Annotated in this window: 29 protein-coding genes; 26 read left to right on the top strand and 3 right to left on the bottom strand. The window is 48.4% G+C overall.

The genetic code is table 11. From position 1 onward, the window contains the following. Positions 1-18: 18 nt before the first annotated feature. From E8L90_RS11290 to E8L90_RS11265, 5 genes are all read left to right on the top strand, one after another. The gene (locus tag E8L90_RS11290) at positions 19-1,089 is read left to right on the top strand and encodes a M24 family metallopeptidase (RefSeq protein ID WP_137029474.1); all 1,071 of its coding nucleotides are present in this window, start codon (positions 19-21) and stop codon (positions 1,087-1,089) included. A 41-nt stretch (positions 1,090-1,130) separates the two neighbouring features. Continuing rightward, entirely contained in the window at positions 1,131-1,688 is a 558-nt protein-coding gene (efp, locus tag E8L90_RS11285; RefSeq protein WP_007725738.1) for an elongation factor P, read from the top strand. Between the two features lie 143 nt (positions 1,689-1,831). Beyond that, a complete protein-coding gene (gene ant(6) / locus E8L90_RS11280) occupies positions 1,832-2,686 on the top strand; it encodes an aminoglycoside 6-adenylyltransferase (RefSeq protein ID WP_137033396.1) in 855 nt (284 codons plus the stop codon). Positions 2,687-3,108: 422 nt separating this feature from the next. Beyond that, entirely contained in the window at positions 3,109-3,678 is a 570-nt protein-coding gene (locus E8L90_RS11270; RefSeq protein WP_137029473.1) for an RNA polymerase sigma factor, read from the top strand. Then, on the top strand, positions 3,659-5,353 hold the full coding sequence (locus E8L90_RS11265) for a DUF4179 domain-containing protein (RefSeq protein ID WP_137029472.1): 1,695 nt from the start codon (positions 3,659-3,661) through the stop codon (positions 5,351-5,353). Before E8L90_RS11270 ends, E8L90_RS11265 begins: the two co-directional genes overlap by 20 nt. A gap of 53 nt (positions 5,354-5,406) precedes the next feature. Here E8L90_RS11265 and E8L90_RS11260 read toward each other — a convergent pair whose 3' ends face one another. From E8L90_RS11260 to comA, 3 genes are read right to left on the bottom strand one after another with little or no spacing between them, the layout of a single operon-like run. Continuing rightward, positions 5,407-5,868: a DUF441 domain-containing protein gene (locus E8L90_RS11260; protein WP_137033394.1), complete on the bottom strand. Its 462-nt coding sequence runs from the start codon at positions 5,866-5,868 to the stop codon at positions 5,407-5,409. 41 nt (positions 5,869-5,909) lie between these two features. Beyond that, positions 5,910-6,626, bottom strand: a complete 717-nt coding sequence (locus E8L90_RS11255) for a 2-phosphosulfolactate phosphatase (protein ID WP_137029471.1) — start codon at positions 6,624-6,626, stop codon at positions 5,910-5,912. Next, positions 6,617-7,438: a phosphosulfolactate synthase gene (gene comA / locus E8L90_RS11250; RefSeq protein WP_137029470.1), complete on the bottom strand. Its 822-nt coding sequence runs from the start codon at positions 7,436-7,438 to the stop codon at positions 6,617-6,619. Before comA ends, E8L90_RS11255 begins: the two co-directional genes overlap by 10 nt. 148 nt (positions 7,439-7,586) lie before the next feature. On the opposite strand from comA, the gene E8L90_RS11245 reads away from it, so the two are divergent. From E8L90_RS11245 to E8L90_RS11145, 21 genes are all read left to right on the top strand, one after another. Further along, positions 7,587-7,850, top strand: coding sequence for a DUF2619 domain-containing protein (locus tag E8L90_RS11245; protein WP_137029469.1), 264 nt, complete (start codon positions 7,587-7,589; stop codon positions 7,848-7,850). A 79-nt stretch (positions 7,851-7,929) separates the two neighbouring features. After that, positions 7,930-8,400 carry a CD1247 N-terminal domain-containing protein gene (locus E8L90_RS11240; RefSeq protein WP_137029468.1) on the top strand — a complete coding sequence of 157 codons (471 nt, stop codon included), beginning with the start codon at positions 7,930-7,932 and terminating at the stop codon, positions 8,398-8,400. A 146-nt stretch (positions 8,401-8,546) separates the two neighbouring features. Continuing rightward, a complete protein-coding gene (gene spoIIIAA / locus E8L90_RS11235) occupies positions 8,547-9,509 on the top strand; it encodes a stage III sporulation protein AA (RefSeq protein ID WP_137029467.1) in 963 nt (320 codons plus the stop codon). Next, positions 9,497-10,015, top strand: a complete 519-nt coding sequence (spoIIIAB, locus tag E8L90_RS11230; protein WP_137029466.1) for a stage III sporulation protein SpoIIIAB — start codon at positions 9,497-9,499, stop codon at positions 10,013-10,015. The genes spoIIIAA and spoIIIAB overlap by 13 nt, the downstream gene beginning before the upstream one ends. A gap of 16 nt (positions 10,016-10,031) precedes the next feature. Next, positions 10,032-10,235, top strand: a complete 204-nt coding sequence (spoIIIAC, locus tag E8L90_RS11225; RefSeq protein ID WP_007725726.1) for a stage III sporulation protein AC — start codon at positions 10,032-10,034, stop codon at positions 10,233-10,235. 13 nt (positions 10,236-10,248) lie between these two features. After that, on the top strand, positions 10,249-10,638 hold the full coding sequence (spoIIIAD, locus tag E8L90_RS11220; RefSeq protein ID WP_007725724.1) for a stage III sporulation protein AD: 390 nt from the start codon (positions 10,249-10,251) through the stop codon (positions 10,636-10,638). A gap of 16 nt (positions 10,639-10,654) precedes the next feature. Continuing rightward, positions 10,655-11,851 (top strand): stage III sporulation protein AE, encoded by a 1,197-nt coding sequence (gene spoIIIAE / locus E8L90_RS11215; protein WP_137029465.1) that lies wholly within the window; start codon positions 10,655-10,657, stop codon positions 11,849-11,851. An 8-nt stretch (positions 11,852-11,859) separates the two neighbouring features. Next, positions 11,860-12,537, top strand: coding sequence for a stage III sporulation protein AF (gene spoIIIAF, locus E8L90_RS11210; RefSeq protein ID WP_137029464.1), 678 nt, complete (start codon positions 11,860-11,862; stop codon positions 12,535-12,537). A 31-nt stretch (positions 12,538-12,568) separates the two neighbouring features. Then, the gene (gene spoIIIAG / locus E8L90_RS11205) at positions 12,569-13,264 is read left to right on the top strand and encodes a stage III sporulation protein AG (RefSeq protein WP_137029463.1); all 696 of its coding nucleotides are present in this window, start codon (positions 12,569-12,571) and stop codon (positions 13,262-13,264) included. Between the two features lie 13 nt (positions 13,265-13,277). Beyond that, positions 13,278-13,952 (top strand): SpoIIIAH-like family protein, encoded by a 675-nt coding sequence (locus E8L90_RS11200; RefSeq protein WP_137029462.1) that lies wholly within the window; start codon positions 13,278-13,280, stop codon positions 13,950-13,952. Between the two features lie 207 nt (positions 13,953-14,159). Further along, a complete protein-coding gene (gene accB, locus E8L90_RS11195) occupies positions 14,160-14,660 on the top strand; it encodes an acetyl-CoA carboxylase biotin carboxyl carrier protein (RefSeq protein WP_137029461.1) in 501 nt (166 codons plus the stop codon). 16 nt (positions 14,661-14,676) lie between these two features. After that, a complete protein-coding gene (gene accC / locus E8L90_RS11190) occupies positions 14,677-16,032 on the top strand; it encodes an acetyl-CoA carboxylase biotin carboxylase subunit (protein WP_137029460.1) in 1,356 nt (451 codons plus the stop codon). Between the two features lie 69 nt (positions 16,033-16,101). Next, positions 16,102-16,518 carry an Asp23/Gls24 family envelope stress response protein gene (locus E8L90_RS11185; RefSeq protein WP_137029459.1) on the top strand — a complete coding sequence of 139 codons (417 nt, stop codon included), beginning with the start codon at positions 16,102-16,104 and terminating at the stop codon, positions 16,516-16,518. Between the two features lie 152 nt (positions 16,519-16,670). Further along, complete coding sequence (amaP, locus tag E8L90_RS11180; RefSeq protein ID WP_137029458.1) at positions 16,671-17,228, top strand: alkaline shock response membrane anchor protein AmaP; 558 nt, start codon at positions 16,671-16,673, stop codon at positions 17,226-17,228. A gap of 12 nt (positions 17,229-17,240) precedes the next feature. Continuing rightward, on the top strand, positions 17,241-17,453 hold the full coding sequence (locus E8L90_RS11175; protein WP_137029457.1) for a DUF2273 domain-containing protein: 213 nt from the start codon (positions 17,241-17,243) through the stop codon (positions 17,451-17,453). A gap of 47 nt (positions 17,454-17,500) precedes the next feature. Continuing rightward, the gene (gene nusB, locus E8L90_RS11170) at positions 17,501-17,905 is read left to right on the top strand and encodes a transcription antitermination factor NusB (protein WP_167497596.1); all 405 of its coding nucleotides are present in this window, start codon (positions 17,501-17,503) and stop codon (positions 17,903-17,905) included. 18 nt (positions 17,906-17,923) lie between these two features. After that, positions 17,924-18,886 carry a tRNA (adenosine(37)-N6)-threonylcarbamoyltransferase complex transferase subunit TsaD gene (locus E8L90_RS11165; protein ID WP_137029455.1) on the top strand — a complete coding sequence of 321 codons (963 nt, stop codon included), beginning with the start codon at positions 17,924-17,926 and terminating at the stop codon, positions 18,884-18,886. Positions 18,887-18,974: 88 nt separating this feature from the next. Beyond that, complete coding sequence (folD, locus tag E8L90_RS11160; protein ID WP_137029454.1) at positions 18,975-19,829, top strand: bifunctional methylenetetrahydrofolate dehydrogenase/methenyltetrahydrofolate cyclohydrolase FolD; 855 nt, start codon at positions 18,975-18,977, stop codon at positions 19,827-19,829. 112 nt (positions 19,830-19,941) lie between these two features. Beyond that, a complete protein-coding gene (gene xseA / locus E8L90_RS11155) occupies positions 19,942-21,324 on the top strand; it encodes an exodeoxyribonuclease VII large subunit (RefSeq protein WP_137029453.1) in 1,383 nt (460 codons plus the stop codon). After that, positions 21,293-21,547 carry an exodeoxyribonuclease VII small subunit gene (xseB, locus tag E8L90_RS11150; protein WP_048032540.1) on the top strand — a complete coding sequence of 85 codons (255 nt, stop codon included), beginning with the start codon at positions 21,293-21,295 and terminating at the stop codon, positions 21,545-21,547. The genes xseA and xseB overlap by 32 nt, the downstream gene beginning before the upstream one ends. After that, entirely contained in the window at positions 21,544-22,446 is a 903-nt protein-coding gene (locus tag E8L90_RS11145) for a polyprenyl synthetase family protein (protein WP_137029452.1), read from the top strand. The genes xseB and E8L90_RS11145 overlap by 4 nt, the downstream gene beginning before the upstream one ends. The last annotated feature ends 11 nt before the right edge of the window (positions 22,447-22,457 follow it).

Raw genomic sequence — 22,457 nt, 5'->3', positions numbered from 1 at the left:
AAAGGGGAAAAGGTTGCTATGAAACAACGTCTGCATAAATTGCGCGAGGCACTTACACAAGTTGGAGCAGAGGCGTTTATTACCGAAAAAACAGAAAATCGCTTCTACTTGAGTGGTTTCACTGGATCAACGGGCTGGGTAATTGTCACCGAAACAGAGGCGTTTCTCGTCACTGACTTCCGCTATGTGGAACAAGCGCAAGAACAAGCACCTGATTTTACCGTGGTAAATAACGAGAGAAAAGCTGTTGAAGCGATGGCAAAGCTCCTGCAAGAAAAAGGGATTAAGCGCTTGGCATTCGAGAGCAGCGTGGCCTTTAGCACCTATCAGGAATGGAACAAAGGATTTGACGGAGTAGAGCTGGTGCCAACAAGCGGTCTGCTTGAAAAAATCCGCATGTTTAAAGACGAATCCGAGATGGTTATTATTCGTGAAGCGGTTCGTATCGCGGAAGCAGCTTTTACACATATTCAAGGATACATCAAGCCAGGTGTGCGTGAATCCGATGTTGCTTTGGAATTGGAATACTTCATGCGCAAGCAAGGAGCGACAGGCTCTGCCTTTGATATGATCGTAGCGTCAGGTGTGCGCGGTGCTCTGCCACATGGACGAGCTTCCGAGAAAGTGATTCAGGCAGGGGAAATGGTTACCCTCGACTTTGGTGCAGCTTATCAGGGCTACAATTCTGATATCACACGCACGTTGTCTGTGGGAGAGCCAGACCCGAAAATGCGTGAAATCTACGAAATCGTACTGCGTGCACAACTCGCAGGTTTGGAAGCGCTGAAGCCAGGTGTATCCGCAAAAGACGCTGACGCAGCCACGAGAGATCTTATCACAGCAGCAGGCTATGGCGATGCCTATGGACATAGCGCAGGTCACGGTCTCGGACTGGAAGTTCACGAGCTGCCAGGGCTGTCGACTGTAAGTACCTTCATATTGGAGCCAGGTATGCTCGTAACGATGGAGCCAGGTATTTACGTAACAGGACTTGGTGGCGTTCGGATCGAAGACGATGTGTGGATTACAGCAGATGGTCATGAGAACCTGAACAAGTCCACGAAAGAGTTGCTCATTTTGCCTGTGTAATTTATACTTATTCTGTTATTGATTGATTTGGGAGGACTACCATGATCTCTGTAAACGATTTTCGTACCGGTTTGACAATCGAAGTGGACGGCAATATTTTTACCGTGCTAGAATTCCAACACGTAAAACCAGGTAAAGGTGCGGCATTCGTTCGCTCCAAACTGCGCAATCTGCGTAGCGGCAACACGACAGAAATGACCTTCCGTGGCGGCGAAAAAGTAAACCCTGCTCGGATTGAATCCAGCACGATGCAGTACCTGTATGCTAGTGGCGATGAATACACTTTCATGAATACGGAAACTTACGAGCAAATGACGTTCACTCAAAAGCAAATCGAGCGTGAACTGCGTTTCCTCAAGGAAAACATGAACGTGCAAATCATGCAGTACAACGGCGAAACAATCGGTATTCAATTGCCGAATACGGTTGAACTCGTTGTAACAGAATGTGAGCCAGGCGTAAAAGGTGACACTGCTTCTAATGTAACAAAGAAAGCAACCTTGGAAACTGGTTTCGTAGTAAACGTTCCTCTCTTCGTAGAAGAAGGAGAGCGTCTGATCATCGATACTCGTACGGAAGCATACGTTTCCCGCGCGTAAAAGTACGGATTGCAAGAAAAAGCTGTGCCCATATGGGTGCAGCTTTTTTCATTTGCTTCTCCTGTTGATGTGGGATTGTAAAAATTTTGAAATTGCACTACATTAAGTGGTACGGAGAAATAGTAGGGTGGAGGGGTATGGCTTTGAGAACGGAACAAGAGATGATGAGCATGCTGATCGATTTCGCCAGGAAGGATGATCGAATCCGTTTGGTAACCTTGGAAGGGTCAGGCACGAACAAAAATATACCCGCTGATCCATTCCAAGATTATGATATTTCGTATTTTGTGACAGAGATGGATTCTTTCAAGAAAAATGATCAATGGCTCGATATCTTTGGGAATCGGATCATGATGCAAAAGCCGGAGGATATGGAGCTTTTTCCTTCCGAGTTAGGGAATTGGTTTTCCTATCTCATGCTATTTGAAGATGGAAATAAAGTAGATCTGACGCTGATTCCGACAGACGAGACGGAACAGTATTTTGCAGACAACGATGGCCTGGTTGAGGTTTTGCTGGATAAGGACGGGCTTATCAAACACGAGGTGCTCCCTTCGGATCGCCAATATTGGACCCGGAAGCCAACGGTAAGAGAGTTTGATGACTGCTGCAATGAATTTTGGATGGTCTCTACTTACGTTGTAAAAGGTCTGGCGAGAAAAGAAATCCTGTTTGCGATTGACCATCTCAACGAAATTGCCCGACCAAATTTGCTCCGAATGATGGCTTGGCAAATCGGATGTGAGAAAGGGTTCACCTTTAGCGTCGGGAAAAATTACAAATTTATCGATCACTATCTTCCAAAAGAAGATTGGGAAGCGTTACTATCCAGCTATAACGAAAACGGCTACCCGCAGATGTGGGAATCGTTATTCGCTTGCTACGGGCTATTTCGAAAGTACTCCAAAGCGGTGGCAGATAGTCTCGGATATCCGTATCCAGACTACGATGAAGCCATAACCAAGTACGCGGAAAATATCTACCATTCATGGAAGTGATGGCCATTCGACCGCCTTTATTAAGGGCGGTTTTCTTATGTTGTGTAGATCGCTCGACCACCAAAGCTGGCGAGAAGAAAAAGCACAGGGCTCGTAGACCTTGACATCGCCTACCCAGTCGGAACTTCAAAAAGGGGACCCGCTTGTCGAACACTTCTTCTTTGAGAAACTTCCGCCCGTAGGGTGGCTTTGGCTCGACGGTCCCCTTTTTGAAGTGGAGACGGCCAGTCAATCCCCCCATGCTGGCGTGTCAGAGTCGAAGAGAACTGTGCTTTTTCTTCTCCTCCACTATGTTGACTCAAACTTTTTTAAAAAAATGTAATCATTTATGGAAAGAAAATACAAACTGATCCGTTAATCCATATGAGCCTGCCAAAACGAACGCTGCGCAGCGAACTTTTTTGAAATAGGAGGATTTCCTTTTGCAGGATGATTGGTTGTTCATACAACAGGTGCAAGGAGGTAATCGCGATGCCTACTCGTACCTGGTCGACAAGTACAAGGATCGATTATACAGCTATCTATATCGCATGACAGGACAGCAGCAGGATGCCCAGGACCTGACGCAGGAGGCTTTCATCAAGGCGTACTGTCAGTTGGACAAATATAGGCCGACGGATGCTTTTTTGGCTTGGCTCTATCGGATTGCGTCCAATTTGTGCGTCGATGCGTGGCGCAAGAACAAGCGCTACCTTAAAACGCCATTGGAAGAAACCAGACTGATTGAAACAGATACACCCGAAAAAGCTTATTTGGAAAAGGAAAAGAAAGGCGCCTTGCAACAACAAATCATGGCGCTGGGTGAGGAATACCGCATTGTGTTTCTGCTGAAATACATGGAGCAGTTGAGTTACAAGGAGATTAGCGAAATTCTGCATATCCCGATTACAACCGTGCAAATGCGCATTCATCACGCCAAGAAAAAGCTCCGGGCAAGTATGGCGCAAGAAAGGTCAGGAAGGGGTGCTATATATGAACTGCTCCAAAACTGAACAATTGCGCAAGTATTTGGTTGGAGAATTATCTTCTGACGAAGCCAGGCTGATGGAACAACACGTAGAAGCGTGCCTGTGCTGTCAGCGGCAGATGGTGGACGAAGATAAGAGCGGCGAGGACTATTCGAGCCTGCGAGTCCCCAGTACGTTGCCAATCGACTTTACTGCTCAGGTAATGATGGCATTAGAGACTGTGCGTACTCCTACACCAAAATCAAATTGGAAAAAGAGGAGTGTAACTATTTTGAAAAAAACCGCGTTAGCCGTAGCGAGTGTTACAGCGATTATTACGTTTGGGTCCATGGTGTCACCAACTTTTGCGAGCTATGTAAACAGTGTCATTCAGTCCATCCAAGGCATAGACACCGGAATGAAGCAGGCAGCCGAAAAAGGCTATGCCCAAGCCATCAATAAGAGCGAGACCGATCAAGGAATTACATTGAATGTGAAAGAAGTGGTTGCTGATCCGGTGCGAATGGCTATCTTCGCTCAAGTAGTCGATCAAAATGGCAAGCGGATCCCGTTTGAACCAAGTAAAATCGAAGTGAACCTTACGTATAAAACGAAGTCAGGTGAAGAGCTCAATCCAGATGGAGGGGGCTTTAGCTACGGGGAGGAAGGCGAATATCTTGTCATTAGTCATGATATCTTCCAATTCCTAAAAGAAAGTAAGACGCAACTGGATGAAATGGTTGTTGGCGTCGACGCAACGATGCTGGATGGAAAAGAAGGCAACTGGAAGATGGAGTTTCCAGTGGATTTGAAAAAGGCGAGAGCGGCAGCAAATGAAACTACGATCGGGAAAGATTTCATGACCCCGCATGGCATTAAGGTAGCGTTGCAAAACATTAAGACTGTGCCTAGTGTTAGTTTGATTGAATTGGAGACAACGTGGACGGAAGAGCGAGCGAAGCAGGTTCAAAAAATAAAAGAAGAAAATGGTTGGGTCGTAAAGGAAGATGTGGAAGATGTACCAGGAGTGTGGACAGATGCAAAGCTCGTGGAGAGATATTTCATAGACATCGGATTGGCCTATGAAATCGTGGATGAAAAAGGAAAAGTAGTAGCAGGATGGGATGATTCTATTTACGGGAACAAACTCAATCAAATTCGCAAAAACACGGTAGCTCCCTACCGAGGACAACTGCATGACGAGGGGAAACGGTATACGAAGTTTAATGGCATCTCGCCTTTGGCTGACGACCAAACGTATACTTTCAAGCTGCACTCCCTGTACCTGGGTGAGCCGGCGAAGTTTCAAGCGACCATTCCGGTTGATAAGCTGATGAAAGAAAAGGTGACCGTAACGAATAACGACAGTGTGTACACCTTTACGGGCTTTACCTTAAAAACGACGGAGGGCGAGGAAAAAATCGGGGACCATACCTACAGCGGTAAAGGTGCCATCATCCCGTTCACGGCTGTTCTGCCTGAAGGTATCATCGGGAATGAGGTATGGAGCGCGCAAGATGACGCCAAGCAAGACTACCGATTGCTCATGGAAGAAACATTCAAGAGAGACAAGGATGGGCGTGTACATGTCAGTGGGACCTTTTTTATCCGTGATCTAGAAAAGCAACCGAAAGAGCTGAGCCTGAAGCATTTGATGCAATGGCGTCAATACCAAGGGATGAATTGGGAAGTCCCATTTAAAACGTCTAGCAAACGGTAAGCCAATCAGAAAAGATAAATCCCCCTCCGATAAAAGAGGGGGATTTCCTGTTTTTATTTACTCCCAAACCACTCCCACAGCTTCAACACAAACGCTGTAATCCCGGCAGCCATCAAAGGTCCGACGGGAATGCCTCGGAAAAACACAATACCGATGATCGACCCAATCACCAGCCCGACAACCATTTGCGGTTCAGACCTCAAGAGGTCAAGTCCTTTCCCATTCATCCAGGTGGCAATCGCTCCACCAGCTAGTGCTGTCAGTCCGACTACCGTCGTGAATAGTGGGGTGACGTCCTTCCACGATATTTTTTCGCTGGCGAATGGAACCAGTACGGAAATCGTCAAGAAAAGCAGGCCTAGCTCAAGCCCCCGGCGTTCCACCGTCGGGAAAAAACGCTCCAGTGCCGTTAGCTTCAACACCAACAATATACTTGCGGCAGTCGCAATAATCGGTGAGCGCCCAATAAGACCGATAACGATTAGGATGACGAGCATCACTTCTCCAGACATCATTGGCATGGCATCAAAACCCCTGTCCCTGTTCTCCTTTCACATTATGAGACAAGGTGTGGGAGTATGCGTTTCTCCTTGATATAAGGAACGATTTGATACTGATCGACTTGAGCGCAGTACCGTATATCGCTTGCAAGATGGTGCTGGATGAGCCTTTTTCCAGTTGTTGTGTGGGGTAACAGCTCGCTCAGTTTTCCATCGTAGTAAAGGTAGCTCGCTTTTAGAACTTCACCCAGATCACAAATTTGGATACTCGGTAATGATTGTTGTGCCTGCACAATCATCAAGCCGGCCGCCAGACCGTCTTCCAGAGCGAATTCCGAACGAGTCCCAGCACAGTACAGAGTAATGTCGAGATGATAAGAAAGAGCGTGCTGAATGCATGCGGTGGCATTCAAAAAGCAGCCAATCAACAGAGCAGTGGCACGTTCTGCTTTTTGGATCGCGCGAGTCCCGTTCGTCGTGGTGAGAATAAGCTGGCTCCCCGTTTTTCCGAGTGCTGCGATTTCGGTTGGTGAGTTGTTGCAGTCGAATTCGGGGATTTTTTTACAGTGGCGTTCACCGGCCAAAATGCAGTCGCCCGTGCGGAGCGAGTTCGCTTGCCCAATCGTTTCGACCGGGATGACGCAGGAAAATCCATTACCTAATGCGGTGACAATCGTACTGGATGCACGAAGCACATCAATGACGATGACTACATGATTGCTGATTTGTTCAAAACGAATTTCTTCCACAGTCGGCACCACTTCTATTCGCACGGATAACATCTCCCTCTATCCATGATTAGGGCTGTATCGCCGCGCAATCCTCGCCGTAGCGTCTCCAAAGAGAATACATCCGTAGAGGCAATATTTCCGAGATTAACGTCGCTGCCAATAGTCTTGATAAAGCAGACCTGCTGATCTTTTTGTGGTGCCTCCCAAATCAGGCGGGAGGCTTTTTCTTTGGCCCCGGATACAATGTCCAAAACGAAGGAATCGTCAATCTTGCCATCCCCGTCACACACGCCGACAGTACCACTTTCTCTGGCTTCCACAATAACGTGACTGGCACCATTGTGCAGGTCAAAGCTGAGGGTCTCCAGTAATTCCTCTCGACATGCGCGATACTCGGCCGTTTTTTTTCCGACCTCTGTGTACACCACCAGATCATTGTCTAACGCGTAATTGATGGCTTCCTGACGCTGTGCGAAGGATAAAGGGAACGTTCCATCGGATATTTCTACAGCAGAAAAACCGAGGGAGCGAATCAGCTTCATATAATCTGCAATTGTATTGTGGCGAATGGCGATTTCAAAAAAAGTTCCTCCTGGCATGATGTGTACGCCATTTTGTTTTGCGAGGGTCAATTTTTGGTTGAGAATTTCGAGGGGGTACAAAGCGATGGTGCCAAAGCCGAGTTTGTATAGATCAATATAAGGAGCAGCCAGCGCTAATAAGTCGGAATAAGCGGTAAGCCCAAGGCCTTTGTCAATGACCATGGTTAAGCCCTTCGTACGGGGCTTTTCTCGAAATTGCCCGGACGGATTTGCCCAGCTTTCAGGCAAAAACGACTGATCACACTCTATCATCGGCAAGTTCCTCATTTCTCTAGGCGTATGGTTCAGTGTATGCCCAGTGGAGGGGAGGAGTGAGGGCAAAAGCCTATAGTGGAAATGCAAAAAGTGCTGAAATGATGTGGTACAGGCATAGAGTGAAAGGAGGGGAGGACGAGACGGTATGTTGGAAAAAGCGATTATGGGGATGGCAGCTCTTAGGATCTTCTCAGGTAGTATCGAGATCATTGCAGCTTTGCTCATTTTGAAAGTAAACCAGGTCGAAAAAGCTCTGCTCATTAATTCAGGTCTTGCGATAGTCGGGCCAATTATCTTGATCACTACCACGACAATCGGTTTATTAGGCATGTCGGATCGGATTAGCTTCGCCAAAATTGCTTGGATTCTGGTGGGGATCTCGTGCATCTTGATTGGCGTCCGCAAATAATTACCCATTTCCTTCCATTCGTAAATGACATCACGTTGGGGAACGATAAGTGGGAGAGATTGGATGGGAGGGAATGTGGATGCCAGAATCATTGGCGAATCGAATCGCATACTTGCAAGGTTTGGCAGATGGGTTGGAAGTGGGGGAGAAGAGCCCCGAAGGAAAAATTATGGTAGAGATGATTGAGATTCTAGGTGAGGTGCAGGGGGAGCTACGAGAGCTTCACGCGCGAGTAGAAGAGGCAGAGGATTATGTAGAGGCCTTGGATGACGACTTGGAGGACATTGAGCTCTACCTTTTTGAAGATGATGACTTGTACGAGACCGTTGTCGATTGTGAGGATGAAGACGACGAGTACGCGACTTTCTACGATTTGGATGATGATGAAGATGCACAACTGTATGAAGGACAAGTAGATCCCCATCTCGATACGACCTACGAGTTCGCATGCCCTAGCTGCCAGAAAGAAATCTATCTGCACGAGGGCAAAGATGAGGAAGGCTACCGACACTATGTAATAGAGCCAGTGGATAACAAGAAAAACAGATAATCGATGAGCTACATAGGAAAAGCTTGCTACTCGCGTTCTAGCACGAGAGCAAGCTATTTTTTTTGCATAAATCTCGTCCACCTCAGCATAGGATGGAGGTAAGACAACGTGTACAAAGGCAGAATGCTGCAAAAGGAGGGTACCGGATGAATGAGATTTTGGCGATTTTGCCAGCAACTTTACGCACGATTTTGACGGCCCTTCCTATCGCGGTAAGAGAAAATATGGAAGAGATTCGGCTTCGGCAAAACCAACCGCTAGAAGTCCGGTTTGGCCAACAATCTAGCTATGTGACACCGTCGGGACAAATCACCCCGATACCTGCCCAAGGATGGCTGTTTTCAGCAGAAGAGGCTGCAAAGCTCTTAAACCAGGTCAGCCAGCATTCTCTCTATGCCTTGGAAGAAGAGTTGAAAAGGGGTTACATCACGGTAGTTGGCGGTCATCGCATTGGCATTGCGGGGAAAGTGGTGCTGGATAAAGGCGAAGTGAAGGGAATCAGAGATGTGACCAGCTTCAACATCCGAATTGCCCGCGAGAAAAAAGGCGCGGCTAGGAAGGTCATGCCGTATTTGTTTGAGGATGGGAAATTGCTGAACACGCTACTCATCTCCCCACCCCAGTGCGGGAAGACAACCTTGTTGCGTGATATGGCGCGAACCATCAGCTACGGGAGCGAGTGGTCTTCCAGTCGCAAGGTAGGAATTGTGGACGAGCGTTCTGAGTTGGCGGGATGCTTGCAGGGGGTTCCACAACGAGATGTCGGTCCGCGAACGGATGTGCTGGATGCTTGCCCAAAAGCTGTCGGGATGATGATGCTGATTCGCTCCATGTCTCCTGATGTTTTGATTGTGGACGAGGTGGGAAGAGCGGAGGATGGCGACGCAGTATGGGAAGCGATTCATGCAGGGGTAGCCGTCATTTGCTCGGCACATGGAGCGAGCGTCAAGGAAGTAGCCGAACGCCCCATGCTGGGCAAGCTGATTCGGTATGGAGCCTTTTTTCGCTATATTGTACTCAGCCGCGCAAAAGGTGTCGGAACGATCCAGGCTATCTACGATCAAAGCATGAACCTGGTTGAAAGGGAGAAGGTTGCATGGTCAAGCTGATGGGAGCCGTACTCATCCTGTTTTCGGCGTCGATGGTTGGGTGGCAGATCGGCAAGTATTACGCGAATCGTCCCGTTCAGCTTCGGGCTCTGCTCGTAGCTCTACAAATGCTCGAAACGGAAATCGTGTTCGGGATGACTCCATTACAGCGGGCGTTTGTGAAGGTCGGTCATCGCGTTTCCGAAGAGGTAGGGAAAGTATTTCTGCTGGCCGCAGAATTCCTGCAGACAGAAAAGGTGCATTCGGCTGAGGAAGCCTTGCAACAGGCTATGAATAGACTCTGGACCCAAACCGCCTTGCGAAGACAAGAGCGAGAGGTGCTTGAGAGTCTAGGTCAGGTACTCGGATCATCCGATCGGGAAGACCAGCAAAAGCATTTGCGCCTAGCTGTCACTCACCTGCGAGGGCTGGAAGAGGAGGCTCGTGCAGAACAGGAAAAGTACGAAAAAATGTACAAGAGTTTGGGCTTTTTAGGTGGACTCTTGGTCGTCATCCTGATGTTCTAAAGGCGAGGTGTTCACAGTGGATTTTGATTTGACACCTGTTTTCCAGATAGGAGCAGTAGGTTTCATTACAGCCATCCTGCATACGGTCCTGAAGCAGGCGGGCAAGGAAGATATTGCGCATTGGGCAACTCTGGTCGGATTCATCATTGTCCTGTACATGGTGTCCCATTACATCGGTGACTTGTTCTCCGAGGTAAAACGCGTCTTCCTGTTCAACTGAGGAGGGGCTCCAGATGGAGATTGTACAAATTGTCGGGCTAGGACTGGTAGCTACGATTCTCGCGCTAGTCATTAAGGAACAGAAGCCGATGTTCGCCTTTTTGCTGGCGATCGCGAGCGGAGTCATCATCTTTTACTTTCTCGTCGGAAAAATAGCAGATGTCATTCGGGTTTTGGAAAGATTGGCGGTTCAAGCAGATTTGAACCTTGTGTTTCTGGAAACGATTCTAAAAATCATCGGAATTGCCTATATTGCTGAATTCGGTGCACAGATGACCCGAGATGCTGGACAAGGTGCGATTGCTTCGAAAATCGAGCTCGCTGGAAAAGTCCTCATACTGGTTATGGCTGTACCGATCATCCAAATCATTATCGAAACAGTGATCGACTTGTTGCCGGCATAAGGGAGGTGGGATGTCCATGGCACACACTTGCAAGCTGATCCTGTTCGGGTTCCTGCTCCTTGCCTTGTTTCCAGTTGCCGTGTCTGCTGCTGTGACACCTGCTGTGGCACCTGTAGCCGGTCCGATCAATCAAATCGTGCAACAACAGGTCGATCAACTGCAGCTAGACCGAGTCGAACAGTATTGGCATCAGTTGCAGCGCGACTATAAAGGGTACTTGCCAGACTTGAAATCGGATGGCTTTATCCAAATCCTCATGCAGCAAGGTGACTTCAGTATTTCAGGAGTCCTGCAAGGAATAGGCAAGTTCATCTTTCATGAGATTTTGATGAATGGCAAGCTGCTCAGCTCCATCATTATCATTACAGTCTTCGCGATGATTCTTGAAACGATGCAGAATGCCTTTGAACGCAATGCGGTATCGACAGTGGCGTATTCGATTACTTATCTCGTCTTGATGGTACTTGCGATCAACAGCTTTCATGTCGCTATTACCTATGCCAAAGACGCAATCGCGAACATGTCTGATTTCATGCTGGCCATGATTCCACTCGTCATCGCACTGCTTGCTTCGGTAGGCAATCTGGCATCCGCCACAATGTTTCACCCGCTGATTATCTTCATGATCAACACAAGCGGCATGATGATCTCTTATGTCGTATTCCCGCTTCTGTTCCTCTCTGCGATGCTCTCGATCGTCAGCCTGTTTTCAGAGAGGTACAAAGTCACGCAGTTAGCGACCTTGCTACGCAATATTGCAATGGGTGTCCTTGGTTCATTTCTGACGATCTTTCTCGCCATCATTTCCATACAAGGAGCGACTTCAGCCGTTGCGGACGGGGTCACTCTCCGAACAGCGAAATACATCACGGGCAATTTCATCCCGATAGTAGGTCGTGTGTTCTCCGATGCGGCAGATACCGTACTCAATGCCTCGCTACTCGTCAAAAATGCCGTGGGCTTGGCGGGAGTTTTGATCCTGATCATGCTATGCGCGTTTCCAGCTTTGAAGATACTGGTACTGGCTCTGATCTACAATCTGTCATCTGCCGTACTCCAACCGCTTGGAAACAGTCCAATCATCAGTGCTTTAGGTACGATTGGGAAAAGTCTTTTGTTCGTCTTCGCTGCTTTGGCAACGGTCGGCTTGATGTTCTTTCTGGCGATTACGATCATGATTGCGGCGGGCAACATCTCCATGATGGTTCGGTAGGTGATGAGATGACGTGGTTAACACTGTGGTTGAAAAAAATTATCCTGCTCGTCCTTTTGGCTGCCTTCCTCGATCTGATCCTGCCCAATACGACACTGCAACGCTACGTAAAAATGGTGATGGGCTTGATTCTTTTGCTGACAATCATTTCTCCTGTGTTTAGTCTGTTCAGCCTCTCGCAGGAAGATTTGGCCTTTCGTTTGGATCGATACCAACAAGAGCTGAACAAGCCTGCTTCGGCAGAGTGGAAACGTATCACTGACAAGCTGCTCGGTCAACAAAATCAGCAGATAACTGCTTACGTCCAGTCACAGGTAGCGTCCTCAGTAAAAGCCAGTGTTAAAGAACAGTACGGCGTAACTGTTGAAGATGTCACGATTACCCTCAATAAGCAAAATCCGGAGCAGCCAACTCTTGAGCGAATCGAGCTACTAGTCGGTGACGCGAACAAGGAAGAGCAAAAAGGGCAGAGCACGATTGAACCGATTAAACCTGTCCAGCCTGTTGAAATTACGATTGGCAAACCCATTGAAATAAAACCTGATTCGAAATCAGAAATGGCAGCAACAGCTCATCATGACAATCCACTTTACGCGCAAATCACAAACGATGTCGCCAAAGAGTGGGGGCTTTCGAAGAGTCAGGTCGTCATCAAAGACGAATCGAGAGAAAGAGAGAAACAGTAGCGGATACTGTCAGTGAAGCGAGGTGAAAACAATGAACCAATTATGGGAAAAGCTGAAAAGTTTGTTTATGAAGCAACAAGGCGAGACGATGCAGGAAGAAAAGAAAATGGTAGTAGGGAGTAAAGGAAAAAACCAAAAACTGAAGCCGCTGCATTATTTCATCGTCATATTGGGCATTGGCGTAGCCATCATGATTCTGACAGACTTCCTCAGAGTGGAAAAAGACCAGCCACTCGGATTTGGAGATATAGGGAGTGAGGCGCCAGGTCCTCCTGAAGGCAATGCAAGTTCCCAAGTGTTGGGGGGATCAACGACTACCGATGTCATTGCAGAGTATGAAAACATTTACGAGACACAGCTTCGCGATATCCTCGCTTCTGTTGTCGGCGTTGGCGAAGTAGAGGTCATGGTCAATCTGGAATCAACACCAGAGCTGGTTGTAGAAAAAAACCGCAACATCCGTTCCTCAACCAATCAGGAAATGGACAAAGAAAAGGCAACCCGCAATCAAAATGACCAGTCACGAGATGAGCAGGTCGTCATCGTGCAAGGCGGCAAGCAAGATGCCCCTGTTATTGTGAAGACGCTGAAGCCGAAAGTCCGCGGGGTCCTGGTAGTAGCTAAAGGGGCCGATAACATCCAGGTTAAAGCGTGGATCACTGAAGCCGTTCAAAAGGTTTTGGATGTTCCCGCTTATAAAATATCCATTTTGCCCAAAAAAGGGTAGGAGGTAATGGCGAATGATTCTGCGAAAGCAAACGGTATGGTTGTTGACAATGCTTGCTGTCATGGTTGTGCTCTCCGGATACTACTTGGTGAAGGGGCCGCAAGAACAGGTCCCAACATCAGGACAAGAGCAAGCCGTCCAGAAGCAAGAGCAAATTTCCGGTGTGGTTGTTGAATCCAAGCAAGTAGATCACGCCCCACAAGCAACGCCTGTCGATCAAGCTCCAAAGGCAAATCCGGTAGACGGAAAAAGTGGCACGAAGGAAGCCAAAACTCCCGCTGCCCCAGAAGCGAAACCAGCCGCAACACACACGGTCGTCCCAGTAGCAGAAACAGCGAGTGAAATCTTCCAAGGCTACAAAATGAAACGCGAAGCCATGCTGGCGCAACAAAAAGACGAACAGCTTGCAATCGTAAACAGCACGGATTCTTCTCCGCAGGCAGTAGCAGAAGCGATGGCTAAGTTTGAAGAACTATCCAATATGGAAAGTGCTACGATGACTGCAGAAGAAATGCTCAAGGCGAGTGGCTATCAGGATGCGGTCGTTACTGTCCAAAATGACAAGGCGACAGTCCTCGTACAAAAAGATAAATTGAACGCAAACGAGGTCGTGGAAATCATTGCAAACGTGAAGCAACACTTGAATATTCCGGCGACAAACATAAACGTACAATACAAGTCATCCTAATAAAGCTACGGTACTTTCTCGTTATAATGGATTGGAGAAACGGGCATGATGGTAAGGATTTTCTCGCTTCTGTTGGAAAAGAAGCGGGGAAATCCTTTCTTGACGTGGTATAGGAAACAGGCTTACCATGGATTTATGGTTTGCCACAAGGATACATAATGGACTCCACGAACCTTATTGAAAGAAAAGAAGGAGTGCTTGTTCGTAATGAAAATGCATGAAATCCGCGAAATTATTAAGTTAATTGATCAATCATCCATTCAAGAATTTAACTTGGAAACAGAAGGTGCCAAGGTGTCTCTGAAAAAATCCACTGGCACGGAAACGATTTTCGTCACGCAACCAGCGGTTCAAGCTCCTGTTGCAGCACCAGTAGCACATATCCCGGCCGAGCCAGTTGTTGCGGCAGCGCCAGTCGTAACAGAAGCTCCGAAAGCAGCAGCTGTACAAGCATCGGATGACGCAAATCTCCATAAGATTGTATCTCCAATGGTAGGGACTTTCTATAGCGCACCAGAACCAGGCAAGCCGGCTTATGTACAAGCTGGTGACAAAGTAAATGCGAGCAAAGTTGTTTGCATCGTGGAAGCGATGAAACTCTTTAACGAAATCGAAGCAGAAGTAAGCGGCGAGATCGTGAAAGTGCTCGTAGAAGACGGTCAATTGGTTGAGTATGGCCAAGCATTGTTTTTGGTGAAGCCAGAATAAGGTGGGGGAGAGCGGAATGTTTCAAAAAGTATTGATTGCCAATCGCGGGGAGATTGCCGTGCGTATTATCCGGGCATGCCGCGAGCTGGGCATTCGTACGGTCGCCGTCTACTCCGAAGCGGATCGTGAAGCGCTTCATGTGAAGCTGGCCGACGAAGCCTACTGTATTGGTCCAAAGGCATCCAAGGAAAGCTATTTGAATATAGCAAACATCATGAGTGTAGCGACCAAGGTAGGGGCAGATGCCATCCATCCTGGCTATGGCTTCTTGGCAGAAAACGCTGATTTTGCCGAGATTTGTGCCGCATGTAACATTACCTTTATCGGTCCAGATCCAGAAGCAATTGTGAAGATGGGGGACAAGTCCACAGCGAAGGATACGATGAAAACAGCAGGTGTACCTACTGTACCAGGTACGGAAGGGCTGATCGAAGATGTGGCTGACGCTGTCGTCACCGCAAACGAGATTGGCTATCCTGTCATGGTCAAAGCGACGGCAGGCGGCGGCGGACGCGGAATGCGAGTAGCCGTTGACGACGAGGATCTGGAAAAAGCGATCCGTCAGGCGCAAAACGAGGCGAAAACGGCTTTTGGCAATCCAGGGGTTTATTTGGAGAAGTTCGTGGAAGGCCCACGCCATGTGGAAATTCAAATCATGGCAGACAAGCATGGCAATGCCGTATACCTGGGTGAGCGCGACTGCTCCATCCAACGTCGTCACCAAAAGCTGATCGAGGAAGCGCCATCTCCGGCATTGAGTGAAGAGCTGCGCCGACAAATGGGTGAAGCTGCTGTTGCGGCGGCAACAGCCGTTTCCTATCATGGTGCGGGCACTGTTGAGTTTTTGCTGGACAAACACGGACAGTTCTACTTCATGGAAATGAATACGCGTATTCAGGTAGAGCATCCTGTAACCGAGCTGGTGACTGGCTTTGACCTGATCAAGGAGCAGCTGACCGTAGCGGCGGGCCAACCATTGTCCTTTACGCAAGAGGATATCAAAATGGATGGCTGGGCTATTGAATGCCGCATTAATGCTGAGAATCCTGCGAAAAACTTCATGCCTTCGCCAGGTCGTATCACGGAATATTTGGCGCCAGGCGGCTTTGGTGTGCGCGTGGACAGTGCAGCGTATGCGGGATATTCCATTCCACCATACTATGACTCTATGATCGCCAAGCTGATTGTATGGGGCAAGGATCGTAATGAAGCGATTGACCGTATGAAGCGTGCCTTGGGCGAATTCGTCGTCGAGGGTATTACGACAACAATTCCATTCCATTTGAAAGTATTGGAGCACGAAGTATTTGTCAGCGGGCATTTCGATACGAAATTCTTGGAAACCTACGACTTGAACCTGGACGAAGAATAAGTAGGGCTGATTTGTAAAAATACGGTGTGCTTGTTATAATGAATTACAAATGAGAGGGAGGTGCGAAGCATGGAAGAGTTTACTCCAGACTTAGATAGAACAGAACTTGGTAAGGTCCAGATCGCTCCCGAAGTGTTGGAAGTGATCGCCGGCATGGCTGCGTCCGAAGTAGAAGGTGTGGCGCAAATGAGCGGCGGTTTCGTAGGAGAAATAGCTGAACGTTTAGGCCGTAAAAATATAGCACGTGGTGTGCGTGTAGAGGTTGGCTCCCGCGAAGCAGCGGTGGATGTTTCGATCATTGTCAAATACGGACATCGCATCCCGGAAGTCGCTCGAAATATTCAAGATAGTGTACGCAATGGGATTGAGAGCATGACAGGTCTTTCCGTAGTGGAAGTAAACGTACATATCGTTGATGTTGAGTTGAAAGCTGAAGAAAAAGCACCGGCACCAGTACCGGTTGAAGAACACCAGCGCGTGCGCTAACAAGCAGCGGATGGATGCCCCCTACGAACAGGGGGCATTTTCCTCATTTGAAAACGTGATTTTATTTAGGCTTTCAGCGTAAATTCATGGAGTTTTTCTGAGCGTGCCGTGTTTGTCTCCTTTTTCAAACATGGCTGAAAGGAGAGGTGCTTGTGAACTTGTTTGACCGCTTTATCTTGACGATTTATAGCTTTGCGCTCATTGTTTTGTCCTGCATCGCGATAGCAGCGACCAGCGGATTGATCCATCCAGATTTTTTCCGTCCGTACGTGGATCAGATGCTGGCGGGTACGAACATCACCTATCTCGTTGTCGCGATTATTTTCCTCGTAGTCAGCCTTCGCTTCTTTTTCAGTTCTTTCCGCTCTAACAAGCCTAAAGTAGAACGGGGAATCCGTCAGCGCAGTGATTTGGGCGAGGTCAACATTACGATTCAGACCATCCAGACCATTGCAGAGCGTGCAGCCCGCCGAGTGAAAGGAGTGCGCGATATGAAGACGACAGTCAAAGCACTCGAGAGCGGCAATATTATCACCCTGCGTGTTTCGGTAGATGGAGAAACGCCATTACCTGAACTGACACAGAAGCTACAGGCTGATGTGAAGGAGCAAGTCGAGGGGATTGCTGGTGTTGACATTTCTGAGGTGGCCATTGTCGTGACGGAAGTAGCTCAGCAGGAAAACTACGCGGCTCGTAAACGGGTGGAATAGAAGGTGAAGTAAATGATGCGGGAGTTAATGTGGGAACACAAGGGGAAGCTAATGGGGATTTTGGCCGGACTTTTTTTCGGCATCATCTACCTTCTCGTGGGATTTTGGGATACACTGGTTTTTGTTGTGTTTGTCGGGACCGGTTATTATATTGGTCGCAAGCTCGATCATAAAGAAGACTTGCGTGAGATACTTGACAGGATTTTGCCAGGCAAGTTTCGGTGACATAAAGAAGGTCGGAGCTCAATCTAATTAGTAGGTGAATGAATGGTATGAAACGAAGAACAGCACGAGAAAAAGCAGTTCAATGTCTTTTCCAAATCGATATGGCAGAGGTTCCGCTAACGGATGCGGTTGCCCTCGTCATGGAAGAATCCGAGGAAAATGCGCAGTACTTGCGTTATCTCCTCGACGGTGTAATGAATAACTTGACTGAGATTGATTCAGAAATCAAGAAGTATCTGCGTGGATGGCAATTGGAACGCATCGCCAATGTAGATCGCGCTATTCTTCGTCTGGCTTTTTACGAGATCATGTTTGAGCAAGACACACCTGACAAAGTCGTGATGAACGAAGCGATCGAGATCGCGAAGCTCTTTAGCGACGAGCAGTCCCACCGATACATTAACGGTGTGTTGTCTAGCTTCTTGCAATCGCGTGAAACCAAGCAGGCGTAATAGGTAGGAGATACAAGCATGAGTAAGGTAATGTTGGGCATCGACACGAGCAATTACCGGACATCACTGTGCTTGGCTGAGGAAGACGGCCGAATTGTCGCAGAAGCAAAACGCCTTCTGAAAGTAAAGGAGGGCAAGCGCGGACTGCAACAATCTGAAGCCGTCTTTCAGCATGTGATGAACCTGCCGGAGTTAAGTGAAGAGATGAAGTGGCAGGACTACGAGATTGCAGCGATTTGCGTGAGCGAGAAGCCGCGTCCGCAAGACGGATCGTATATGCCTGTATTTAAGGTAGGAGAGGGCTTGGCGAAATCGTTGGCGACTTATTTGCGCGTTCCCCTGCACTTGACGACTCATCAAGAGGGACATATCGCGGCGGGGGAATACACCGCTGAGGTGCGTCCGGCAGAGGACCGCTTTTTGGCTGTGCATTTGTCTGGAGGTACCAGCGAGTTGCTATTGTGCGAGCGTCATGCAGCCGGTTATACCATTGAGAAAATCGGTGGGACGATTGATCTGCACGCAGGTCAACTGGTCGATCGGATTGGTGTGGCACTCGGTCTGTCCTTTCCTGCAGGTCCCGCGTTGGAGCAGTTAGCAATTGGAGCAACAGGTGAGTTTCGGACTTCTTCGGCGGTTGACGGACTTTCCTTTAGTTTTTCTGGTCCAGAAGCATCGCTTTTGCGGGAAGTGGAGAAGGGAAGTACGAGCCCTGCTGAGATTGCGCGGGCGACAGAGCAATGTATTGCCAATACACTAGAGAAGTCATTACGCCATGCAGTCGAGCAAGGCTACCCGAAGGACATCTTGATTGTTGGAGGAGTAGCTGCTAATTATTACATACGTGAACGGCTGATCAAACGTCTGGAACACCCTGCTGTGAAGGCGAAGCTGTACTTCTGTGACCCTGTTTACTCCGGTGATAATGCCTATGGAGTCGCTATGTTGGGGTGGAAGAAGCAAAAGACGAACATTAAATAAATGAAAACTTTTTATAATTCGGCTTTACAGCTGAGGGGGAAATCGGTACACTTAACGTATCGACGTTGATAAAGGAGGCATTTTCTCCATGGCTGCAACCATTCTCCAGGGAAAAGAAGTAGCACAGAGTATTCGGGCCGAATTGGCGAACGAAGTAGCTGAATTGAAAAAACAAGGGATCGTACCGGGTTTGACCGTTGTCATTGTAGGAGACGACCCAGCTTCTCACTCCTATGTGCGTGGTAAAGCAAAAGGCTGCGAGGAAGTCGGTATTACATCCGAGATCATGATGAAGGACGCTGACATCACTGAGGAAGAGTTGTTGGTTATCATTCAACAGTTGAACGAAAATCCGAACGTTAATGGGATTTTGGTTCAGCTTCCTCTTCCTGCTCATATTTCAGAGCATGCGGTAATTGAAGCCATTGCTCCTGAAAAAGATGTGGACGGTTTCCACCCGATTAGCATAGGAAACATGGTATTGGGAAATGATACGATGCTTCCTTGCACACCGCACGGAATTATTGAATTGATCAAGCGCACAGGCACCCAGATGGCAGGCAAACATGCAGTGGTGATCGGACGCAGCAACATCGTTGGTAAGCCGGTCTCATTGCTGTTGCAACAGGAAAATGCTACGGTAACCATGTGTCATTCTCGTACGCAACATCTCGAGGAATACACCCAAAAGGCAGATATCCTCGTCGTTGCAACTGGTAGGGCTCATATGATCGGCAAGGAGCATGTTAAACCGGGTGCTGTCGTCATTGATGTTGGTGTGAATCGCATCGAAACGGGTAAGCTCGTTGGAGATGTCAAGTTCGACGAAGTCAAAGAAGTGGCTAGCTTTATCACCCCAGTCCCGGGCGGTGTTGGCCCGATGACGATTACGATGCTGCTGAAAAATACCGTTACAGCGGCGAAAAAGCAAGCAAAACAATAGAAGAATATCGGTAACTTATTATAGAATGGATGAGGCATAAGCTTTATCCATTCTTTTGCATAGTCCTTGTTACATCCACGGCAAAGCCAAGTTTTTGTAAAGGAGGGGCCGCATGGCATTACAAGATATCTTATCCGTCAGTGATCTCAATCGTTATATTAAGCTGGTTCTGGAAAAGGAACCCTACCTGCAAGATATATGGGTGAGAGGAGAAATCTCCAATTTTACCCACCACTCCAGCGGTCATATGTATTTCACGCTAAAGGACAAGCAGTCACGCATCAAAGTCGTCATGTTTGCGAGTCATAACCGCTTCCTGCGATTCTTGCCCAAAGATGGAGCAAAAGCGATTGTACGCGGTTCTATTTCTGCATACGAACGGGACGGGGCGTATCAGCTGTACGCCAAAGAGATGCAACCAGATGGTCTCGGCTCGCTCTATTTAGCATTTGAACAGCTGAAAGAAAAATTGGCGCTAGAAGGGTTGTTTGCAGCGGAGAGGAAGCGGATGCTCCCGCGTTTTCCAAAACGTGTCGGTGTCGTCACTTCTCCGACAGGTGCTGCCATCCGGGATATTTGCACAACGATTCGTAGACGGTATCCGCAGGCAGAGATCGTACTTTCACCAGCCGTTGTCCAAGGTGCGGATGCACCCGCATCGATTGTCTCCGCTATTCGGATCATGAACGCTCAGCCTGACGTTGATGTTCTCATCGTAGGGCGCGGTGGCGGTTCCATCGAGGAGCTGTGGGCGTTTAATGATGAAAACGTAGCGAGGGCAATTGCTGCATCACTCATCCCCGTCATCTCCGCTGTAGGACATGAGACGGATGTGACGATCGCCGATTTCGTAGCAGATGTCCGGGCAGCTACGCCGACAGCAGCGGCTGAGTTGGCTGTACCGCATTATTTGGAATGGGTCGAGAGAGTGCGGCAGCTCGAAATACGGATGCATCGAGCAGTGCGTGGTACCATGACAGAGCAGAGAAACCGTTTGACACGCTTGAGTAATTCGTATGCGATGCGCCAACCGGAGCGGAGACTTGAGGAAGCCTCTGAACGATTGGATCGGGCACATTTGCGGATGCGTCAATCGATGAAGCATTTGCTGGACAGAAGACGCGAACGCTATACGCGATTGGACGAACAGATCAAGCGCTATCGCCTCGCTGATCAAATTGGGGATAAAAGAAAAAATCTGTCTACACTCCGCGCGACTCTGGACGAGCGGATGCTGGGGCGTCTCAATCAAAAAAGAATGGCATTCGCAGCTCGCATAGCTACATTGGAAGCGCTGAGTCCACTGAAGGTCATGCAGCGTGGATTCTCACTCGTATACACCAATGACAGACTCGTGAAATCGGTGGAACAGTTTGCCCCTGGTGACGCGATCATGGTACGATTAAGTGATGGCAGTGCGACTGCGCGTGTGGAAAAAGTGAACCGGGAGGAGGAGAAGCAGAGTGGCTCGCAAGAAAACAGAACAAGAGACTGATATGCAGTTCGAGGACGCGATGAAGCGCCTGGAAGAAGTCGTCAATCGACTCGAGGAAGGAGATATTCCTCTCGAAGAAGCGATTACTTTATATCAGGAAGGAGTAACCCTTTCCAGAATTTGTGGTCAAAAGCTGGACGCGATCGAAGCGAAGATTACCCAGTTGGTGGAAGAAGACGGACAGGTAAAGCAGAAGGCTTTTCGCGTGGAAGGAGAATCATGATCGGCGTGCATACATTCGAGAGTTATTTAGTAGAAAAGACCGCCTATATAGAACAAAGACTCCTGCCAGCTCTTGAGCAGCAAGGAGTTCCGGAAAACTTGTACGAATCCATGAAGTATTCGCTCATGGCAGGCGGAAAGAGGCTCCGTCCCATGCTGGTGTTGGCGGTCCTCGAAGCATTGGACAAGCCAATTGAACGGGGCGTGGCATTTGCGGTTGCCTTGGAAATGATACATACGTACTCCTTAATTCACGATGACCTCCCTGCGATGGACGACGATGATCTTCGTCGCGGAAAACCGACTAATCACAAAGTATTCGGTGAAGCAACAGCCATTCTCGCAGGAGATGCCTTGCTGACGCGTGCGTTTGCATACATTGCAGAAGCTTACATGGATCGCACCGATGTTTCAGCGGCTACTACCGTGAACCTGATTGCGGAGCTGGGAAAACGTGCAGGAGCAACTGGCATGGTCGGCGGACAGATGGCTGATATTGAAGGGGAGAGCAAGCGCCTTAATCTGGATCAGCTCGAATATATCCATCGTCACAAAACAGGTGATCTCTTGATCTCAGCCCTGCGCGGGGGAGGCTACCTCGCAGAAGCATCCGAAGGTCAAATGGAAGCATTGACACGCTATGGTCTTTGCATTGGTCTTGCTTTTCAAATTCAGGATGACATCTTGAATGTCGAAGGGGATGCCCAAGAGCTGGGGAAAGCAGTTGGCAGCGATGCGGATCGGGAAAAGGCGACGTATCCATCACTTCTTGGTCTAGCCGAATCGAAGGCGCGTCTTGACGAATTGATTGCTGAGGCAAAAGCAGCGCTTGCAGATGCGGGAATCGAGAACTCTGCACTCAGCCCGTTGGCGGACTATGTGCGTGATCGCAATAAATAAGGGAAAGCTGG

The organism is Brevibacillus antibioticus (assembly GCF_005217615.1).
Taxonomy (GTDB): Bacteria; Bacillota; Bacilli; order Brevibacillales; family Brevibacillaceae; genus Brevibacillus; species Brevibacillus antibioticus.
The sequence above is the reverse complement of the archived record's forward strand: the minus strand, read 5'-3'. Positions and strand labels throughout refer to the sequence as shown.

Coding starts and splice junctions, on each gene's coding strand:
- nusB (WP_167497596.1), top strand. CDS start 17,501: ATGAAACGAAGAACAGCACGAGAAAAAGCAGTTCAATGTCTTTTCCAA.
- xseA (WP_137029453.1), top strand. CDS start 19,942: ATGGCATTACAAGATATCTTATCCGTCAGTGATCTCAATCGTTATATT.
- E8L90_RS11240 (WP_137029468.1), top strand. CDS start 7,930: ATGCCAGAATCATTGGCGAATCGAATCGCATACTTGCAAGGTTTGGCA.
- spoIIIAB (WP_137029466.1), top strand. CDS start 9,497: ATGGTCAAGCTGATGGGAGCCGTACTCATCCTGTTTTCGGCGTCGATG.
- E8L90_RS11165 (WP_137029455.1), top strand. CDS start 17,924: ATGAGTAAGGTAATGTTGGGCATCGACACGAGCAATTACCGGACATCA.
- spoIIIAF (WP_137029464.1), top strand. CDS start 11,860: ATGACGTGGTTAACACTGTGGTTGAAAAAAATTATCCTGCTCGTCCTT.
- comA (WP_137029470.1), bottom strand. CDS start 7,438: ATGATAGAGTGTGATCAGTCGTTTTTGCCTGAAAGCTGGGCAAATCCG.
- spoIIIAE (WP_137029465.1), top strand. CDS start 10,655: ATGGCACACACTTGCAAGCTGATCCTGTTCGGGTTCCTGCTCCTTGCC.
- E8L90_RS11290 (WP_137029474.1), top strand. CDS start 19: ATGAAACAACGTCTGCATAAATTGCGCGAGGCACTTACACAAGTTGGA.
- E8L90_RS11145 (WP_137029452.1), top strand. CDS start 21,544: ATGATCGGCGTGCATACATTCGAGAGTTATTTAGTAGAAAAGACCGCC.
- E8L90_RS11265 (WP_137029472.1), top strand. CDS start 3,659: ATGAACTGCTCCAAAACTGAACAATTGCGCAAGTATTTGGTTGGAGAA.
- folD (WP_137029454.1), top strand. CDS start 18,975: ATGGCTGCAACCATTCTCCAGGGAAAAGAAGTAGCACAGAGTATTCGG.
- E8L90_RS11185 (WP_137029459.1), top strand. CDS start 16,102: ATGGAAGAGTTTACTCCAGACTTAGATAGAACAGAACTTGGTAAGGTC.
- spoIIIAA (WP_137029467.1), top strand. CDS start 8,547: ATGAATGAGATTTTGGCGATTTTGCCAGCAACTTTACGCACGATTTTG.
- efp (WP_007725738.1), top strand. CDS start 1,131: ATGATCTCTGTAAACGATTTTCGTACCGGTTTGACAATCGAAGTGGAC.
- spoIIIAD (WP_007725724.1), top strand. CDS start 10,249: ATGGAGATTGTACAAATTGTCGGGCTAGGACTGGTAGCTACGATTCTC.
- accC (WP_137029460.1), top strand. CDS start 14,677: ATGTTTCAAAAAGTATTGATTGCCAATCGCGGGGAGATTGCCGTGCGT.
- E8L90_RS11245 (WP_137029469.1), top strand. CDS start 7,587: ATGTTGGAAAAAGCGATTATGGGGATGGCAGCTCTTAGGATCTTCTCA.
- E8L90_RS11175 (WP_137029457.1), top strand. CDS start 17,241: ATGATGCGGGAGTTAATGTGGGAACACAAGGGGAAGCTAATGGGGATT.
- accB (WP_137029461.1), top strand. CDS start 14,160: ATGAAAATGCATGAAATCCGCGAAATTATTAAGTTAATTGATCAATCA.
- E8L90_RS11200 (WP_137029462.1), top strand. CDS start 13,278: ATGATTCTGCGAAAGCAAACGGTATGGTTGTTGACAATGCTTGCTGTC.
- E8L90_RS11260 (WP_137033394.1), bottom strand. CDS start 5,868: ATGATGTCTGGAGAAGTGATGCTCGTCATCCTAATCGTTATCGGTCTT.
- spoIIIAG (WP_137029463.1), top strand. CDS start 12,569: ATGAACCAATTATGGGAAAAGCTGAAAAGTTTGTTTATGAAGCAACAA.